The 18904-nt window shown below is 27.4% G+C and carries 20 protein-coding genes; 15 read left to right on the forward strand and 5 right to left on the reverse strand.

The features are described from left to right. Window positions 1-194 precede the first annotated feature (194 nt). The 7 genes from E5347_RS12360 to E5347_RS16925 all read left to right on the forward strand — a co-directional run bounded on the left by E5347_RS12360 (window position 195) and on the right by E5347_RS16925 (window position 6309). Entirely contained in the window at window positions 195-605 is a 411-nt protein-coding gene (locus E5347_RS12360; protein WP_136007537.1) for a YbaN family protein, read from the forward strand. Window positions 606-616: 11 nt separating this feature from the next. Further along, entirely contained in the window at window positions 617-937 is a 321-nt protein-coding gene (locus E5347_RS12365; RefSeq protein WP_136007538.1) for a hypothetical protein, read from the forward strand. A gap of 218 nt (window positions 938-1155) precedes the next feature. Continuing rightward, window positions 1156-1389, forward strand: a complete 234-nt coding sequence (locus E5347_RS12370) for a glutaredoxin domain-containing protein (protein WP_136007539.1) — start codon at window positions 1156-1158, stop codon at window positions 1387-1389. Between the two features lie 198 nt (window positions 1390-1587). Beyond that, a complete protein-coding gene (locus E5347_RS12375) occupies window positions 1588-2241 on the forward strand; it encodes a Crp/Fnr family transcriptional regulator (protein ID WP_136007540.1) in 654 nt (217 codons plus the stop codon). Between the two features lie 89 nt (window positions 2242-2330). Next, entirely contained in the window at window positions 2331-2612 is a 282-nt protein-coding gene (locus E5347_RS12380; RefSeq protein WP_136007599.1) for an ArsR/SmtB family transcription factor, read from the forward strand. Window positions 2613-2854: 242 nt separating this feature from the next. Then, window positions 2855-5347, forward strand: a complete 2493-nt coding sequence (locus E5347_RS12385) for an FAD-dependent oxidoreductase (protein WP_136007541.1) — start codon at window positions 2855-2857, stop codon at window positions 5345-5347. Window positions 5348-6138: 791 nt separating this feature from the next. Continuing rightward, the gene (locus tag E5347_RS16925) at window positions 6139-6309 is read left to right on the forward strand and encodes a hypothetical protein (RefSeq protein ID WP_168354965.1); all 171 of its coding nucleotides are present in this window, start codon (window positions 6139-6141) and stop codon (window positions 6307-6309) included. Window positions 6310-6649: 340 nt separating this feature from the next. Here the strand turns inward: E5347_RS16925 and E5347_RS12390 are convergent, their stop codons facing one another. Next, complete coding sequence (locus tag E5347_RS12390) at window positions 6650-6877, reverse strand: hypothetical protein (protein ID WP_136007542.1); 228 nt, start codon at window positions 6875-6877, stop codon at window positions 6650-6652. 366 nt (window positions 6878-7243) lie between these two features. Here E5347_RS12390 and E5347_RS12395 point away from each other — a divergent pair, with 366 nt between their 5' ends. Continuing rightward, window positions 7244-7651, forward strand: a complete 408-nt coding sequence (locus E5347_RS12395) for a regulatory YrvL family protein (RefSeq protein ID WP_136007543.1) — start codon at window positions 7244-7246, stop codon at window positions 7649-7651. Window positions 7652-7820: 169 nt separating this feature from the next. Here E5347_RS12395 and E5347_RS12400 read toward each other — a convergent pair whose 3' ends face one another. Next, window positions 7821-8795, reverse strand: coding sequence for a methyl-accepting chemotaxis protein (locus E5347_RS12400; protein WP_136007544.1), 975 nt, complete (start codon window positions 8793-8795; stop codon window positions 7821-7823). A gap of 1 nt (window position 8796) precedes the next feature. Next, window positions 8797-9537, reverse strand: a complete 741-nt coding sequence (locus tag E5347_RS12405) for a DUF2225 domain-containing protein (RefSeq protein WP_136007545.1) — start codon at window positions 9535-9537, stop codon at window positions 8797-8799. A 352-nt stretch (window positions 9538-9889) separates the two neighbouring features. Here E5347_RS12405 and E5347_RS12410 point away from each other — a divergent pair, with 352 nt between their 5' ends. Then, on the forward strand, window positions 9890-10681 hold the full coding sequence (locus E5347_RS12410; RefSeq protein ID WP_136007546.1) for a GTP pyrophosphokinase: 792 nt from the start codon (window positions 9890-9892) through the stop codon (window positions 10679-10681). A gap of 43 nt (window positions 10682-10724) precedes the next feature. On the opposite strand, the gene E5347_RS12415 is transcribed toward E5347_RS12410, so the two are convergent. After that, entirely contained in the window at window positions 10725-11204 is a 480-nt protein-coding gene (locus E5347_RS12415) for a GNAT family N-acetyltransferase (RefSeq protein WP_136007547.1), read from the reverse strand. A gap of 118 nt (window positions 11205-11322) precedes the next feature. After that, window positions 11323-11673 (reverse strand): hypothetical protein, encoded by a 351-nt coding sequence (locus tag E5347_RS12420; RefSeq protein WP_136007548.1) that lies wholly within the window; start codon window positions 11671-11673, stop codon window positions 11323-11325. 390 nt (window positions 11674-12063) lie between these two features. Between E5347_RS12420 and E5347_RS12425 the strand changes: the two genes are divergently transcribed. The 6 genes from E5347_RS12425 (at window position 12064) to E5347_RS12450 (ending at window position 18821) form a co-directional block, all read left to right on the forward strand. Beyond that, on the forward strand, window positions 12064-12999 hold the full coding sequence (locus E5347_RS12425) for an ABC transporter permease (RefSeq protein WP_136007549.1): 936 nt from the start codon (window positions 12064-12066) through the stop codon (window positions 12997-12999). Continuing rightward, complete coding sequence (locus E5347_RS12430; protein WP_136007550.1) at window positions 12999-13952, forward strand: iron chelate uptake ABC transporter family permease subunit; 954 nt, start codon at window positions 12999-13001, stop codon at window positions 13950-13952. The genes E5347_RS12425 and E5347_RS12430 overlap by 1 nt, the downstream gene beginning before the upstream one ends. Beyond that, window positions 13949-14704, forward strand: a complete 756-nt coding sequence (locus E5347_RS12435; protein ID WP_136007551.1) for an ABC transporter ATP-binding protein — start codon at window positions 13949-13951, stop codon at window positions 14702-14704. The genes E5347_RS12430 and E5347_RS12435 overlap by 4 nt, the downstream gene beginning before the upstream one ends. A gap of 211 nt (window positions 14705-14915) precedes the next feature. After that, window positions 14916-15866, forward strand: coding sequence for a siderophore ABC transporter substrate-binding protein (locus tag E5347_RS12440; protein ID WP_136007552.1), 951 nt, complete (start codon window positions 14916-14918; stop codon window positions 15864-15866). A 342-nt stretch (window positions 15867-16208) separates the two neighbouring features. Beyond that, window positions 16209-16757 (forward strand): NADH peroxidase, encoded by a 549-nt coding sequence (locus E5347_RS12445; RefSeq protein ID WP_136007553.1) that lies wholly within the window; start codon window positions 16209-16211, stop codon window positions 16755-16757. 288 nt (window positions 16758-17045) lie between these two features. Beyond that, complete coding sequence (locus E5347_RS12450; protein WP_136007554.1) at window positions 17046-18821, forward strand: BglG family transcription antiterminator; 1776 nt, start codon at window positions 17046-17048, stop codon at window positions 18819-18821. The last annotated feature ends 83 nt before the right edge of the window (window positions 18822-18904 follow it).

The following is an 18904-nucleotide window of genomic DNA, read 5'->3' on the forward strand; positions in this document are numbered from 1 at the left end:
ATAAATTTTTATTTTTAAATTTCTAATCAATATTCTTATTTATCTGCTCATTAATTTTTAAGTCAATACATTTTAAGTAATTTGTTTTAATTCTTTAGGAGTTAGATAAATATTAACTCATAGTATCAAGTTTTTTTATTAGAACTCAATACAAATCTATATGTGGAAAATTATTAATAAAAAGGGGAATTATTATGAAGTCTATTAAAAAATATATCTATATAACAGTAGGTCTTATTGCTGTAGTGTTAGGGGCCATAGGAGTGGCATTACCTATATTGCCAACAACACCATTTTTACTTCTTGCATCATATTGTTTTGCAAAGGGATCTGAAAGATTTAACAATTGGTTTATAAATACAAAGCTATATAAAAACCATTTAGAATCCTTTGTAAATGAAAGAGCAATGACATTGAAACAAAAGGTTGCTTTATTAGCTTTTGCAGACTTTATGTTAGCATTTCCATTAATACTTATAGATAGTTTAATTATGAAGGGCGTTATAGTTTTACTTATTCTATGTAAATTCTATTATTTTATCTTTAGAATAAAGACTATTTCACCAGAAGAAAAAGCAATTAGAAAACTTAAAGAGGAACTATAATTGGAGGAACCATGGAAAGAATATCATCAAATTTATTTATGTTAGCACTTATTGTTTATTATATACCAAAGCTTTTTAAAATAAGAAAGTTCAATTATAGAAAAGCTCATATTGCTGTTGGTACTTTATCTGTAGTAGCCATGTGCTTGGCTTTATTTCAAAAGATAGGAACTGAAGATTTTATTAAATATATTGGTTTTACTTTAGTTATGCTATCTATTGGAGTTACAGGATATTTTTTAACGAAAAAAAGGGGACTTTCGAAAAAACTTCATATAATTAGTACTATTGGATTCTTTGTATACTTATTTTTAGTTGTAGCTGTATTTTAAATATAATTGTTTTTAAATAAGATTATTTCCTATAACTTTAGAAAAGATCAACAACTATTATTTAAATTTAGATTTTCTTGACTACATCATTTAGTGCAGTACTTTTTAATTATTTTATAATTCATTCTTAATTATTTTGTGACTTTGTTACAGTCAAAAAGGGTGCTTAAGAATATACTTATATCATAATAGAATTTATGATACGGAGGAATTTAAAAATGAATAATATAAAAGTATATACAAGCAACACATGTCCATGGTGTACAAAGGTAAAGAATTACTTAAGAAGTAACCATGTTGGATATGAAGAAGTAAATGTTTCTTACGACAGACAAGGAGCTATGGAAATGGTAGCAAAGAGTGGACAAAGGGGAGTTCCTGTTCTAGATATAAATGGTAATATAGTAGTTGGATTTGATAAGAGACAAATTGATCGCTTATTAGGACTTTAAAGTATAATATAAGTTGTATATTATATTTTAACTTCTATAAAGATATATTTTATACAAATAATATTTAAGAAATATTATTATTTCAGTAACTTATATATAGGGACTATTGATTATTAAAAAGAGTAAAGCTACAATTAAGGTAGTTTTACTTTTTTTATTTAGAAAGTAATTTAAATCATTCAATTGAGTAGGTGAAGTATGGTTAAAATAAAAGATATATGTGAGAGCTACCCATTTTTAAATGAATTAGATACAGAAGCACTAAGTACTTTTTCTGAGAGAATAATTTTAAATAGTTATGAAATAGGACAAAATGTATTTGATAATAAAGTTAGTTGTATAGGATTTTCTTTTATATTAGAAGGAAGACTTAGAGTATATAAATTAGGTGATGATGGTAAAGAAATTACCCTTTATAGACTAGGAAAAGGGGACAACTGCTTTAATACTATTCTTTGTGCACTAACTGATACTGATGAAGTATCTTTTGCGGAAGTAGAAGAAAATGCTTTAATTGCAGTACTTCCTATGGATTTATTTAAGAAATATTTACTTAATAATAATAGTTTTTTAAAGTATATATTTAAGAACTTATATAATAAGTTTGAAAATGTTGTTGAAGGGCTTCAAAAGGTTACCTTTGATAGTATAGAAAATAGAATAATAGATTATTTTAAGACTACAATGGCTAATAACAATGGTAGTAAAATAATTTATACAACTCATGAAAAAATTGCAGCTGATATAGGATCTTCAAGAGAGGTAGTAAGTAGAAGTCTTAAGTCTCTTGAAAGGAGAGGAATATTAGAACTTGGTAGGGGAAAAATAAAAATTAAGAATTGGATTTACTAAGCAACTTGACAAATTATTAACAATGTTTTAAAATTTGAATATAAGAATAAAATGATGTTAAAAGGGAAAGTCGTAAATGAGGTGGTATGGTGGATAGTAATTATAAACAATACGAAGAAGTAGCAGAATTTTTAAAGGTATTAGCACACCCAGTAAGAATCTGTATAGTTAAAAACCTTTTAGAAAAGGGATGCTGTAATGTAACAAATATGCATAGCTGTTTAGGAATGCCTCAATCAACTATTTCACAACACTTGCAAAAGTTAAAAAGCATAGGAATTATTAAAGGTGAAAGAAATGGTCTTGAAATAGTTTATGAAGTAGTAGACAAAAGAGTAGAAGGAATAATTAAATCCTTAATAAGTGAATAATTTCATTTTTAACAAGTAATAAAAGTAGATTAGGTAAAAAAGTTTTTTAAATGAATATGGGTAACAAAAGAAAGTATCAAGAAATTTATTATTTATATTACTTAATATGATAGTAAACATATCATATAAGTAATGTTACTGATTATTATAAAATTTTAAGATGCTTTTTTTATACAATATATATTTAAATATTTGAATATAGTGATATAATAATATTAATTGATATTTTAGGAGGAAATTTAATGAGTAAAAAAGCATTAATAGTAGGGGGAGTAGCAAGTGGGGCTTCTGCTGCTGCAAGACTTAGGAGATTAAAGGAAGATTTAGATATAGTAATATTTGAAAAAGGTGAGCATATTTCCTTTGCTAACTGTGGACTGCCTTATTATATTGGAGAAGTTATAAAGACGCGAGAAAGTTTATTATTACAAACTCCTGAAAAAATGAAAGATAGATTTAATATTGATGTTAGGGTTAATAGTGAAGTAGTTTTTGTAGATACTAATGAGAAAAAGGTTAAGGTAAAATCTTTTGATAAAGAGTATGAAGAAAAATATGATTATTTAATTTTAGCACCTGGAGCAAGGCCTATTAAACCAAACCTTCCAGGCATTGATAGCAATAAAGTTTTTACTGTAAGAAATGTAAAAGATGTTGATAGAATTAAAGAGTATTCAACTAATTCTAATATGAAGTCAGCTGTAGTTATTGGTGGTGGATTTATTGGTATAGAAATGGCTGAGAACTTAAGGCATAAGGGATTAGATGTAACTATAGTAGAAGCAACTCCACATCTTTTATCTAACTTTGATGATGAATTTTCTATATTAATAGAAAAAGAATTAAATGATAATAAGGTAAGCATAATTTTAAATAAGAAAGTAGTAGCTTTTAAAGATGAGGATGCTACAGTTAAGGTTGTACTTGAAGATAATAGAGAAGTAGAGACTGATATAGTTATTTCAGCTATAGGGGTATCTCCAGATACAAGTTTTATAAGAGATAGTGGAATAAGCCTTGGGGAAAGAGGTCATATACTTGTAAATGAAAAAATGGAAACAAGCGTTGAAGGAGTATATGCAGCAGGCGATGCAGTATTAGTAAAGGATATAGTAAGTGGAAAGGAAGCTTATATTCCTCTAGCAGGACCAGCTAATAAGCAAGGAAGAATAATAGCAGATAATATCTCAGGAAATGAAGCTAAATACAAGGGAAGCCTTGGAACAGCTATAATAAAGATATTTGATATGGTAGCGGCTGCAACTGGGAATAATGAAAAAGCTTTAAAGAGAAATAATGTAAATTATAAGAAGGTTTATTTACATCCTTTAAGTCATGCTGGTTATTATCCAGATGCAACTAACTTAAACATTAAGGTATTATATGATACTGAAAATGGTAAATTACTAGGAGCTCAAGTATTGGGATATGAAGGTGTAGATAAATTTATAGATGTAATTGCTACTACTATTAAGTTTGGAGGCACCATGGAGGATCTAAAAGATTTAGACTTAGCATATGCACCTCCATTTTTATCAGCTAAATCACCAGCTAATATGGCAGGCTTTATAGCGGAAAATGAAGCTAAGGAATTAGTAGATATAATTAACATAGAAGATTTAGAAAATCTAGATCTAGATAAGCAAATATTATTAGATACAAGAGATGAATCAGAAGTAGCTTTAGGAAGTATAGAAAACTCAATAAATATACCAGTTAATGAATTAAGAAACAATTTAGATAAATTAGATAAGAATAAAGAAATAATAGTGTATTGTGCAGTGGGTATAAGGGGATATATTGCTGTTAGAATTTTAAAGGCTTATGGATACAGGGCTAAGAATTTAAATGGTGGATATAAGAGTTATGTTAACTGGAAGTATGAGGCTAAGGATTTAAATAATAGTATTAGCAATAGGAGTGAAGATTTAGCAATGAAAGAAGTTGCCTTAGATAAAATTAGAGAATTAAATGCTACAGGATTATCTTGTCCAGGACCATTAATGCAAGTAAAACAAATGATGGATATGATGGAAGATGGAGAAATATTAAAGGTTAGAGCATCAGATGAAGGGTTCTACAGAGATATAGAAGCATGGACTAAAATAACTAATAATAAGCTTTTAGATATTGAAAAGAACAAAGGTATAATAGAAGCTACTATTTTAAAAGGCAGTGGAGAAGGAAATTCTACAGGTAATAGAAATTCAGAAACAACAGATAAAGCATTAGCATCTACTACATCAAATACAATAGTAGAAAATAATAACGGACAAACTATGGTAGTATTTAGTGGAGATTTAGACAAAGCAATTGCTTCATTTATAATAGCAAATGGTGCAGCTACTATGGGTAAAAAAGTTACAATGTTCTTTACCTTCTGGGGATTAAATATCTTAAGAAAACCAGAAAAAGTTAATACACCTAAAAATATCATAGAAAAAGCCTTTGGAATGATGATGCCAAGAGGAAGTAAAAAGCTTGGTTTATCAAGAATGAACATGGGTGGAATGGGCGCTAAAATGATAAGAGGTGTCATGAAGAATAAAAATATCCAATCCTTAGAAGACTTAATGACAGCAGCTATAGAAAATGGAATAGAAATAGTTGCATGTACAATGTCTATGGATGTAATGGGAATAAAGAAAGAAGAATTAATAGATGGAATAACTTATGGGGGAGTGGGATACTACTTAGGAGAAGCAAATTCCTCCAACGTAAATCTATTTATTTAATTAATTAACTAAGAACTTTATACATTTTATGCTAAGGCTTCCGTCGCAAGCTCCAAGTCAGCCCACCGCATAAGAATGTATAAAGTTCTTTTGTTATATTTAAATTGAGGGTGTGCTGGCTTACTGAAGGAGGAAACTCATGCGAGCTGAGTTTCAACATTAATTTATAATTATTAATAAAATTTATTCGTTGAAAATTGAATAGTGCCTTATTTGAATGTATTACGAAGTAATTAATAAAAAATAGTCTTTAATAATTAAATAATTCAGTATTTACAAAATATGTTATAATCAACTCGTAATTGTATTATTTATGTATAATTGAATAAGGGGGTTATAATAAAATGACTGTTAGTATTCAAGATCTATTTAGATACTCACTTGCTATTGTTATCATCGTTGCATTTATTGAAATGATTGTTTATTTTTTGATTGGTTTAAAAAATAAAAACTATGCAAAGGCAAAAATATTTGCGATGATTTATGTATGTTCAAATGTATTGCGACTTCTATTAAATCATTTTAATCTGTATTAATTTAAGGCTGTGTTTTAAAGTATTACGAAGATAAAATTAAATATTAAATTGTTAAAAATACCGTATTATTTAAAAGAATATGCGGTATTTTTAATGCGAAGTTCAAATATAATGAGTGATTTGAACCTATTACGAACTAACTAAGAAAATTTATTCATTGAAAATTGAATAACATTGTTTTGGTAAAATATGTTATAATTAGTTTTTAATAGTATTTTATAATTCATTATATGTGTATAAAAAGGAGAGGGAGTTATGATAAAAAAAATCCTTTATGCTTTATTTATTGGTGCTGGTGTTGGATTAACAGGAACATTCATATATATTAATTTTACAATACCCATAAAAATATTAGGTATTACGCTATCACTTTGTATGTTAATTAGTGGAATGGTTCTTAGTTATAAAAATAACCTAAAAAAATAAATTCCATTGTTAAACTAATACATTTATAAGCAAAAATTTTAATATAGTACGAAGATAAAATTAAATTTTAATGATTAAAAATACCGTGTTATTCAAATGAATATGCGGCATTTTTTATTTAGCAGTTCAAAAATAACAAGTAGTCTAACCTATACAAAATTCTGGGAGCTTATGAAGAAATGAATAGTGATAGATTAAGTGCAATTAATATTTTGTTCAAGAACTCAAAATAGGAATTAAAGTCCAGCAATAACCTTGCTGGACTTTGTTAATACTCAATACTACATATGTATAGTATATAAAGATTAGGTTTTATTATACTTTTTATTCTTAATGATCTTTATGCTGTCTTTCTTACTTTTATAAATTTGAATAGATTTAATATAACTAAAGTAGCTAAACAAATTAATATTATATAAATATATGGTAATGAATTCATATGGTAGTCAGTATTAATATTTTGAGGTAGTCTTGAATCATTATCTATTTTTATAGTCATGAAAAAGCTAAAAAGTGTTATTACTGATATTGCAATGTTAAACAAATAGTCCTTTGCATTTTTTCTCATATAATTCGACCCCTTTATATAGATTTATTTATTGTTTTTAAGCTTACCCTAATATAATCAGTTTATCTTTCAATTATATAGAGCTTAAGATAATTATATCAATAACTTGAAAATATTATAAGAGAATTATATGAGGTTATTTCTTATTTCTATATTGTAGTAAGACATAGAAAGAGTGATATTGAAGGAAGAAACCCATATAAGCTGAGGTTACATAATAATTGTTAAATGTTAACTGATAATTGTTAAAACGGTAGTACAAGTTGATCTTTGTATTAAAATGTATAGATAATCTAGGGTACTTATGAAAAAGTTATATAATATAAATATTAACTAATGAAAATTTTATTTTGATAAGGAGATCATATGAAGAATTTTAAAAGAATTGTTAAAGCCATTACTGGATATGGATTAGTTACAATTGTACTTATTGCTATTATATCTGTTTTTGCTATTTTATGTGGTGGTGTTATGAGAGTTTTTGGATTTAGATATAATTCTGTTGGGAGTGTTATTTTATATTTTACAATAGTTTCAGTTGTAGGTTTTCCACTGGAAATTATAATAAAAGCCTTATCAAAAGCTTTGAATTCACTTTTGAAAATTGATAGAAAAATAGAGAAAACTTTATTTATATTAATGGATACCCTTGGAACAGGAATTACTATGGCAATAGTTGATTATTTTATGGAAAGTGTATCTGCATCAGATTTATCAATTTTTGTAACATCTTTTATATTAGCTATTTTATCCTTAGATAAAGGTGAAAATTAGAAAAAATAATTGTTAACTCTTGAATGATAATTGTTAATTGAAAAAGGGATCTATTGTTATCAGAAAAAATCTGATAATAATAGATCCCATACTTTAATTTGGTAATTTCGTAGAAATTACTTACTTAATTCTTCATTTTTAATTTTTAATTTTTAATTGTGCGGAGCACTTAAAGGTTGTTGTTTAACACTGAAATAGTGGAGTCTAATTCTTCAAGGCTTCCTACTTGAAGATCCATGTTTGCAGCTATTTCTTCACATAGGGCAGAGTGCTCTTGTGATAATGTTGAAACCTTTTCCATAATTGCTGAAACATTATCTTTTTCAGATGATGCTACAGTAAGATTTTCTATGCAGCTATCAATTTCTGTTATAGATTCACCTATAGAAGATTTAATATTATTAAAGCTTCCTTTAGTATATTGAAGAGTTTTTTGTTGATTATCTATAACATCATTTGCAGCTTGCATTGACTTAGAAGTATCAAGTATATCTGATTTAATATCGTCTAATATTTTAGTTATACTTTCTACAGATTGCTTTGAGTTTTCAGCTAGTTTTCTAACTTCTCCAGCAACTACTGAGAATCCCTTACCAGCTTCGCCAGCTCTAGCAGCTTCAATTGCAGCATTTAAAGATAATAAATTTGTTTGACTAGCAATTTGACTTATAGAGTCTGTAATAGAATTTACAGATTCTAATTTAGAAACTAGTGAATTGACAGTATTGCTAACTGTTGTGAAAGCTTCTTGTAAGGACTTTAAGGATTTATCTAAATCAGTAAAAGTATTTAAGCCCTCATCTGCAACTTTATCAGTATCTAAAACTGATATTTGAACATTAGTTACATTGTATGCAAGTTGTTCCATACGGTTATTGAAGTTTTCTAAAATATCTCGAGCAGTACCTAATTCTTCAGCTTGTGATAATGTAGCATTAGTTAATGAGGAAAGTGAACTATTTACTTCTTGAACAGCAGAAGAAATACTTGAGCTGCTTTGACTTAATTTAGCCATCTCATCCTTTAAAATACCATTTGTTTCATCCTGTGTGTTAACCTCATAAGTAGGCGTTTCAGTTACTGTTTCAACTTTAGATTCTTCTTTAACTAAAGTATTATTTTTAGATCTAGAAAATAAACCCATATTAGTACCTCCCAATTTTATCTTTACTATCTCGAGCCATTTCTTTTACTTTTTGTGGAGCACCTATAGATGTAATGACTTCTGAAAACCATCTTAGTGCTATTGTTTTTTCATTGAGCCTTCTATTTAATTCACCAATAAGGTACATAATAGAGAATCTATCTAAGCCGTAGATAGGTAACTTCTCATTTATGTAAGCGTCCTCTAGTGCTATTAAAGCTTGTTTTATGTAGTTTTTTTCATTACTTTCATCTAGTAGAAGTCTATATATCCAAGCAATTTTCAAGCAAATTATCCCTTTAGTACTAGATTTACTTTCAATAATTAAAGAATTTACTAGGGCTAGCTTGTACCTTTCTATTGCTGTATTCTCATTAAAGGGTAGAGCATATTCTCTATTAACCCATTTAGGGGTAATTTTTTCTTTAACTAATTTAGCTTGATAATCTCTAAGTTTTGGAAAATCGCTTTTTAAAGCTGAATATCCACAAGATGGACAAATCCAGACTTCATAAAAATAAGGATTGTCTGCAACATATCTAATGAAAAAATCAGAGTCCCTTGAGGCTACTCTTGGAACATTAACTTTTATTGTTGGCGTTTTAAAAGAGTTTTTGCACGCTGGACAATCAACTGCTTTAAAAAATATATTATTAATTTTACTAGTATCATTATCGATATCTAACAATGACTCTTTAGTGTTTCTAATATTTTTATTTTTATCTATATTACTTTTTATCATAAGTATTCCCCTTAAAAATGTAGTTACATCTAATTATAGCATATTCTAGCATTATTTGTAGATATATGAATTTATAATCTATGTTTCAATAAATAATCTACATTTTAAGTGCCTATATTATTTTGAGTGGAAAATAATTTTAAGATGTGAATTACATTAATTGAAAGCTGCAATCTTTTAATTTTTATATAAGTTGAGTATGTATTTACTTAATTGAAATATTTTTTATCTGAACTAATTTAATAAAATATAAAAACTTTAATACAACTTATATATTAATTCAATTATATAATTACACTTTTTGATATTTTTGATATAATGATTAAGGTGAAGTTTGAAAAGGGTGATGAATATGGTTAATCATGATTGGAAAAAATTCTTCATGCCTTATGAGCAGGCAGTAGAGGAGTTAAAAGTTAAGCTTAGAAGTATTAGAAAGGAATATAGAAAAAGAAATGAGTATTCACCTATAGAATTTGTAACGGGTAGAGTTAAGGAATTATCTAGCCTTTTAGAGAAGGCTAACAAATTTGAAATTCCTTCAGATAGGTTAAAATATGAAATTGAAGATATAGCCGGCATTAGGATTATGTGCCAGTTTGTTGATGATATAGATAAGGTAGTTGAAATATTAAGAGGAAGACGTGATATGCAAATCCTTTATGAAAAAGACTATGTTAGAGGAGTTAAAGAAAGTGGATATAGAAGCTACCATATTGTAATAAAATATCCAATTAATATGGCAGAAGAACAACTAGAAATACTGGCTGAGTTTCAAATAAGAACTTTATCCATGAATTTCTGGGCTACAATAGAGCATTCTTTAAACTATAAGTATAAAAAACAATTACCAGATGTAGTAAGAGAAAAGCTTAAAAAAGCAGCAGATGCAGCCTTTGAACTAGATGAACTGATGCTTGATATTAAAGATGAAATAAAAGATGCCCAAAAGTTATTTGAAATTAAATCAGATATAATTTCAAATATAATGCATAATATATTGACTTTAAGATCTTATGGCAAAAGCGCAGAGGCAGTTAGATTTGAAAGTTCATTAAATAAGCTTGTTGAAGATGGTGAAATAAATGAACTTAATAATTTATTAGTTCTAGTAAAAAAGGAAGTTAATAAATACAGGGAATAAAAAGCTCAGCTTTGCTGGGCTTTTTATAATTAACAATTTTAATTTATAGTTGTAGATTATTTATCATAATATATTCTTCTTCTTTTTCAGAATAAATTTCAAATCCCACTTTTTGATACATCTTTACTGCATAATTGGCCTTTTGTACTGAAAGAGAGACTTGTTTGTATTCGCTTGCTTTTAGGATGGAAAGCATTTCTCTCATCATAGCTATTCCTATTCCTAATCCACGATATTCTTTATATAGAGATATAGCAAATGATGGTGTTTCATCATTGACGTGTCCATAATCATTCATAATACGTACCCAGACTGCACCTATAACTCTTCCATCTATCTCTGCAATCAATGCTTTGTCATGTTTAGAACTTCCAAAGTCTGAAACATAAACTTGAAATTCAGGAATGTTTATTATAGATTTAGGTGGTGCTTCAATTCCTTCTGATATAAAAATTGATTCAAACAAAAAATCATTTAGCAATGGGTATTCAGATTTTTTCATTTCTCGTATTGTATAGTCCATACTCAGCCTCCAAATTCTAATTTATTGACTAACTCACATAACAATATAATTCTGAGTTTATTATAATATATTTTGTAAATATACTAATATTCAATTTTAGAAGATTATAATTTTTAATTTATTCTCTAAAGTCCATACCTAGCACTTCAAAAGTATCTGTATCTAAATAAACTATAACTGGCCCTAATAAATCATCATCTTTTGTAGTAAAAGTTACTCTAAAAACTTCTGTGTTGATAATATCTAAAGTTTCTCTTTCATTAATAATTAAATGTTCTTTATCAAATGTTATATTTTCTATTTTTGAGGTCTGCCAATCTATTATTGTGTATTTTATATTGTCATCAATCCAATTATAAGCTGCTTCCCTAATATTATCTTTTTCAAGGATAGATGATTTGTCACTACATCCAATAAAAAATGTAGAAAAGATCAGTATCAATATTATAGAAGTTAATAATTTTTTCAAAATTAAGCCTCCTTTATTTTTATGTTTATGTAATTATTTTACAATAATTATATATTAGGAGACAATATTAAATAATCCAAGGAGTCTAAACATTTTTATAAAATGGAATAATTGACAATTGAAAATTCGCAATTAATAATTATGGGAAAAAATTCTTAAGGATTAAAGAATACTTTACACTAACTAATACTTAAGTTTTACCCTGAAAAACAACCTGAATTATGCATTACGCATTACAATTATTCATTAAAAGATTGCATAGAAATCTATAATAGGGAATCATAGTGTAAAAATGGGAAATTATTTTCAATATGTATTGACATTGATAATCTTTATCAACTATAATAGTAATCAGTTGATACGGATTATCAAATAGCGGGAGTGGAGCATATGACTAAAAAATCTTTATTGATTATTACTATAATCTTATCAGTGATATCAATCTTTATCGGAGTATCAGAAATAAACATTCTAAATATGGAGTCTAAGGATATAGAAATCCTTATGATAAGTAGATTACCAAGACTTTTAAGTATATTGGTAGCTGGGGTAGGAATGAGTATAAGTGGTGTTATTATGCAGCAAATAAGTAATAACAAATTTATATCACCTAGCACAGCAGCAACAGTAGATTCAGCAAAACTTGGAGTTCTATTTTCTTTAATATTATTTACATCAGCTAATATATTTCAAAAAATGATGCTAGCATTTATATTCTCTTTAGTAGGAACGTTTATATTTATGGGTATCCTAAAGAAGATAAAAATAAAGAATATAATATTTATACCACTGGTTGGTATTATGCTTGGTAATGTAATAGGATCGATAACAGATTTCTTTGCATATAAATACAACTTAAATCAAAGTATGGGAGCCTTTTTACAAGGAAATTTTTCAACTGTTTTAAAAGGAAACTATGAAATACTTTATTTGAGTATTCCCTTAGTAATTATAGCTTTTTCCTATGTACATAAATTTACATTAGCAGGTATGGGAGAAGAGATGTCAGTAAGCCTTGGATTAAATTATAAGAGGGTTACTAACATAGGAATTACAATAGTAGCATTAATCTCATCCTTAGTTGTAATAACAGTAGGTAGCATTCCTTTTGTGGGACTTATAATACCTAATATAGTTTCTATATGGAAAGGGGACAACCTTAAGAATAATATGCCTATAGTTGCTCTCCTAGGTGCAAGTTTTGTACTAGCTTGTGATATTATTAGCAGACTAATAATTGCACCATATGAAATCCCTATAGATTTAACTATTGGAGTTATTGGAGCTGTAATATTCCTTTATCTAATATTTAGGAGGAATAAATAATGAGAAATAATAAGAAAAAAATAATTATAATGTCCTTACTTGCAATAACATTCTTAGTATTGTTTGTAGTATGGGGATTAAATGCAAAAAACTATAGATTTAATTTATCTCTTAGGATTCCAAAAGTATTAGGAATTCTAATAGCTGGAAGCACTATTTCAGTAGCTTCGCTTTTATTCCAAACAATAACTAATAACAGAATCATAACACCAAGTATTATTGGTTTAGATTCATTATATGGGTTAGTACAAACCATTGTAGTATTTATATTTGGATCAACATCAATATTTATGGTTAATAAAACAGTTAACTTTTTAGTATCAGGAACCTTAATGGTAATCTTAGCTATGATTTTATTTAAGGTGGTTCTTAAGAGTGGAAGAAACAATATATTTTTCTTACTACTTGTAGGTACTGTAGTTGGAACATTATTTAGAAGTATGTCATCTTTTATGCAGGTTCTTATAGATCCTAATGAATTTGATGCCCTACAGGCAAAATTATTTGCTTCCTTTAGCTTAGTTAATACAAAGATATTAGTAGTTTCAGTAATAATACTAGCTATAATAGCAATTTTACTATACAAGGACTTTAATAAGCTAGATGTTATGTCCTTGGGAAGAGAACAAGCAGTAAACTTAGGAGTAGATTATGATAAGTTTAGTAAAAAGATATTAGTAATTGTAGCAATATTAGTATCATTATCAACAGCCTTAGTTGGGCCAATAACATTCCTAGGAATTATAGTTGTTAACTTAACTTATGAAATAACGAAAACTTATAAACATTCAGTCCTTCTTATAGTTGGAACTCTTATTAGCATAATTGCTTTAGTAGGAGGACAGTTCTTAGTAGAAAGAGTATTTAACTTTACTACAACTATAAGTATAGTAATTAATTTTATCGGTGGAATATACTTTATAAATCTATTATTAAGGGAGAGTAAGCTATGATAGAAATAAAAAATATTAATAAAAGTTATGGAAGTAAAAAAGTTGTAGATAATGTTTCTTTTAATATAGAAGAAGGAAAAATAACTTCTTTTATAGGGCCTAATGGAGCTGGTAAGAGTACAGTTTTATCAATAATTTCGAGACTTTTAGATGCTGATTCAGGTGAAGTTTTTATAGATGGAAAAGAAATAAAAGCTTGGGATTCTAAAGAGTTATCTAAAAAACTATCAATATTAAAGCAAAATAATAATTTAAATATAAGATTAACTATAAGAGAGTTAGTTTCTTTTGGAAGATTCCCATATTGTGAGGGAAAGCTTAAAAAAGAAGATGAAAAGTTTATTGAGGATGCCTTAAGTTATATGCAGCTTACAGATATTCAAGATAAATATATAGATGAGTTAAGTGGTGGTCAAAGACAAAGAGCATATATTGCAATGATATTAGCTCAAGATACAGATTACATACTTTTAGATGAACCACTAAATAACTTAGATATGAAGCATTCAGCTGAAATGATGAGAATGCTTAGACAAATGGTAAATGATTTTGGAAAAACTATCGTAATAGTAATTCATGATATTAACTTTGCATCATGTTATTCAGATACAATAGTAGCTCTAAAGGATGGGAAATTAGTTAATCATACTTCAACAGAAGAAATGATAACTGAAAATAATTTAAAACGTCTTTATGATATGAATTTCAATATTAAAGAAGTAGATAATCAAAAAATATGTATTTATTTCTAAAAATATAAAAATTAAAAGATATATTTAATTAAATAGCTATTTATTAAAAAATTAAACAGAGAAATTTTATACAAGCTTTATAAATAATAAATTTTAGCAAGTTGGAACAAATTACATCAATAATTAGCAAATATCAATTAATAATTTTAAACTTCTGCAGGAGTTTTAAAAAGTAATTAATTATTAATTAAAAGCATGGAGGTATTATACAATGAAAAAAAGAATCGCAGCCATCTTAGGTATGGTTATGTTATTAGCAGTAGGAGTCGTAGGATGTGGAACTCAAGGTGGTTCAGGTGAACAAGCACAAGAAGAAAGCAAGACAGTAGTAGTTACTGATCAAAAGGGTGAAGTTGAAGTTCCAGTTAATCCTAAGAATGTTGTAGTATTAGACTATGGTTCATTAGATATAATGACTAAATTAGGGGTTGAGCCAGTTGCTCTTCCAAAGGGTTCATTACCATCATATTTAGAACAATATAAAGATGAAAAATATGTTGATTTAGGTTCTTTAAAAGAATTTGACTTAGAAAAAATAAATGAAGCAGCACCAGACTTAATTATAATTGAAGGTAGACAAGAATCATACTATGAAGATTTAAAGAAGATTGCTCCAGTATTATATTTAGGTACAGCTAACAGTGATATATTTGCTTCAGCAGAAAATAATGCTAAAGTTTTAGGTAAGGTATTTGATAAAGAAGAAGGCGTTACAACTGAATTAGAAAGCATCAATAAGAGATTAGAAGCAGTAAATGCTAAGGTAAAAGAAAATAACACAACAGCTTTAATGGCAATGTTTAATGAAGGTTCATTATCAGTTTATGGTGAAGGATCAAGATATGACATGGTTTATAGCAAGTTTGGATTCACTCCAGCTGATGCTAATATTGAATCATCTAACCATGGACAAAACATTTCATTTGAATACTTAAAAGAAAAGAATCCAGACTACTTACTTGTTTTAGATAGAGGAGCTATAACTGGAGCTCAAGCATCAGTTAAAGAAGCTATAGAAAATGAATTAGTAAAGACAACTAAGGCTTATCAAGATGGACATATTGTATATGTTGATCCACAAGCATGGTATGTCGGCGGAAGTGGAATAATGGCAATAGATACTATTATTTCAGATATGGAAACAGCAGTAGGAATTAAATAGTATATAAGTTGTAATAAAATTTTTACATTTTATTAAGTTATGTTTATACCTAAACTATTAGTTAGTAAATTATATACACAACTTATATAATATAAAGAAGTTTTAAATATTAAAATCACCTGTAAAGAGACTTTAAAAGGTCTTAACTTTGCAGGTGATTTTTTTATTTAAAAAATTTTTAAGTTTCCTCTTTACAAAGAACAAATGATATTATATAATAACAATTGTCAGTGGATAATAATTATTGATTAGATGATTACCACTAATAAGAATTATATCAAATATTAAAAATAAGTAAATAAGATTTTAAAACAATAGTTGTGAAAGTGGAGGAGTTTAATAATGAAGAAATTTGTTTGTACAGTATGTGGATATGTTCACGAAGGGGATATGGCACCAGCACAATGTCCAGTATGTAAGGTTGGAGCAGATAAGTTTATAGAACAATCAGGAGATTTAGCATGGGCTGATGAACATAGAGTAGGAGTTGCTAAGGATGTAGATCCAAGAGTTATGGAAGGATTACAAGCTAACTTTATTGGAGAATGTACAGAAGTTGGAATGTACTTAGCAATGTCAAGACAAGCTGATAGAGAAGGATTCCCAGAAGTTGCAGAAGCATATAAGAGAATAGCATTTGAAGAAGCTGAGCACGCTGCTAAGTTTGCAGAACTTATCGGAGAAGTTGTAGTTGCTGATACTAAAGCTAACTTACAAGCTAGAGTTGATGCAGAGCATGGAGCTTGCCAAGGTAAGATGGATTTAGCTAAATTAGCTAAGGAATTAAACTTAGATGCAGTACATGACACAGTTCATGAAATGTGTAAAGATGAAGCTAGACACGGACAAGCATTCAAGGGATTATTAGATAGATACTTCGGTCAAAACTAGTATTATATAAGTAAAGAGGTTTAGTGCATATTGTACTAAACCTCTTTTTTCAATTGAGAATTAAAAATGAATAATTAAGGATGAAATTGCTAGGAATTTCTGAAATTAGAATTATGAAGCTGACTTTTGGGCAGCTTTTTTTCTATAAAAAAATTATTTTTAAAGTTTAACTGGTCTTATCAGTAAATGTAACATTAATTAAATAATCATGATACAATTATAAAAAAAGAAATTATAAAAATTTTATTTTATAATTAGATAGATATCTATTTGTAGGAAGGTGTAATTATGTTTACTGAAAGACAGTTTAAAATAATAGCAGGCTTAAAAGGAGCTGGAGAATGGGTAAAAGGCTCAATATTAGCTGAAACTATTGGGGTAAGTGTGAAAACCTTGCAAATAGATATTAAAAAAATTAATGAACAGTATCAAGATAAACCTATAATTTTATCCAATAATAGACTTGGATATTTATTAGATTGTTCTGATGTGATTTTTAATGATATACAAAATTTGGAGGATAGAAAAGAGTTAAATTCTCAAGGGGTTTATGGGAGATCTAAGCAAATATTAATGTTACTACTTTTTGAAAAAGACTATATTAAAATCGGGGATATAGCAGATAAATTATTTTTATCTAAATCTACAATTAATACTAACTTATCACAAGTTAGGAGGATTATAGAGAGAACTTTAGGCGTAAATATTGAAGTATCAGCATCTAGGGGGATTCGTATACAAGCCTCTGAAAATAGGAAAAGAATAATTTGTATGAAAGCTATGGAAAATAAAGTAGACTACGCTACTATTTTAGGAATAGATGAATTCAATAATATATACCATTATGAAGAAATATTAAGTGATATAATATCTAAACTATTTATAGAATATGATATTATTGCTACAGGTGAATCTTATAAGGATTTTATAAGATTTCTTTCAATTAGCATCCTTAGATCCAAGCTAATGTTTGAAGAAGTAGAACTAGAAAATGATAATGTTGATATTGAGGATTTAGTGATTGAAATATCCTCAGAAGTAAAAGAAAAAATTAATTATGTCTTTAGCAATTCAGAATTATATTATATTCAATTAAGAGTTCAAGAGTTGAATTTGATAAAAAAGAAAAGACAAGAAAATAAAATGATTATAGACTCTTTAAATAGATTTGAAAAAGAAGTATATATGCAAACTGGATATAGCCTCAATATGGATAAGGAATTAATTGATATCATGGCGAATCATATTATGCGTATGAAAAAAAGGATTTTAAGTGGAAGAAATAATATTGGAAACTATACAAAAGAGCTTTCTCTTAGATACCCATTGGAGCAACATTTATTAAAAACATGTCTATGCTCAATTTTAGGATTTGATATTCCAGAATCTGAATTAGATTATTTAGTTTTATATCTTACAGCAACTATAGAGAAGAATAGACAGAAAGTTAAGCTTCTTCTTGTTAGTGATAAGAGTGCGGCAAGTATATATAATTTACAGCAATACTTAAAATATTTCATAGGTGAAAGAATAACTGAAATTGAAACTATACCGATATATATATTTAAACAAAAACAAAAAGAATATATTTCTAAATATAAGTTATTTATAACAACAGAAGAAGAACTAGCATTAAAAAGTAAAAGGTTTTTCCTTATTAATCAATTTATAATATCAGATGAAATAGAAAGTATTAGGAAAAAAATAAAAGATATAGAAAAGGTTGAAGCTGATAATAACGTAAAGGAAATGTTTGATAGGTATTTTAAACGTGAACTTTATGAGGTTGAAAAAGATGAACAGATAACATTGGATAAGGTGTTAAGAAGATTTAAAGTAAATAAGGACAATAAAGTTTCAATAGAGAGTATAGGAAGTAAAATTTTATGTGTAACATCACATTCTAGAACAAAAGAAAGTAGTATTAAAGAGGTTATAGTAAAAAATGCATTTACATATAAGAGAAAGCAAATTTCAAGATTACTTATTGTTCATTATGGAGGCGATGAGGATATGGTGAAGTTTTTTGATTTGGTAAAAACAATATTAAATTCATATATGTAAATATATTGTAGCTTGGTCTTTTTCGCTATTAATAGCGAAAAAGACCAAGTTTCTTATGGGTAATTTTAATATTATAATACAAA

It is taken from the genome of Clostridium sartagoforme (assembly GCF_004794105.1).
Lineage (GTDB): Bacteria > Bacillota > Clostridia > Clostridiales > Clostridiaceae > Clostridium > Clostridium sartagoforme_B.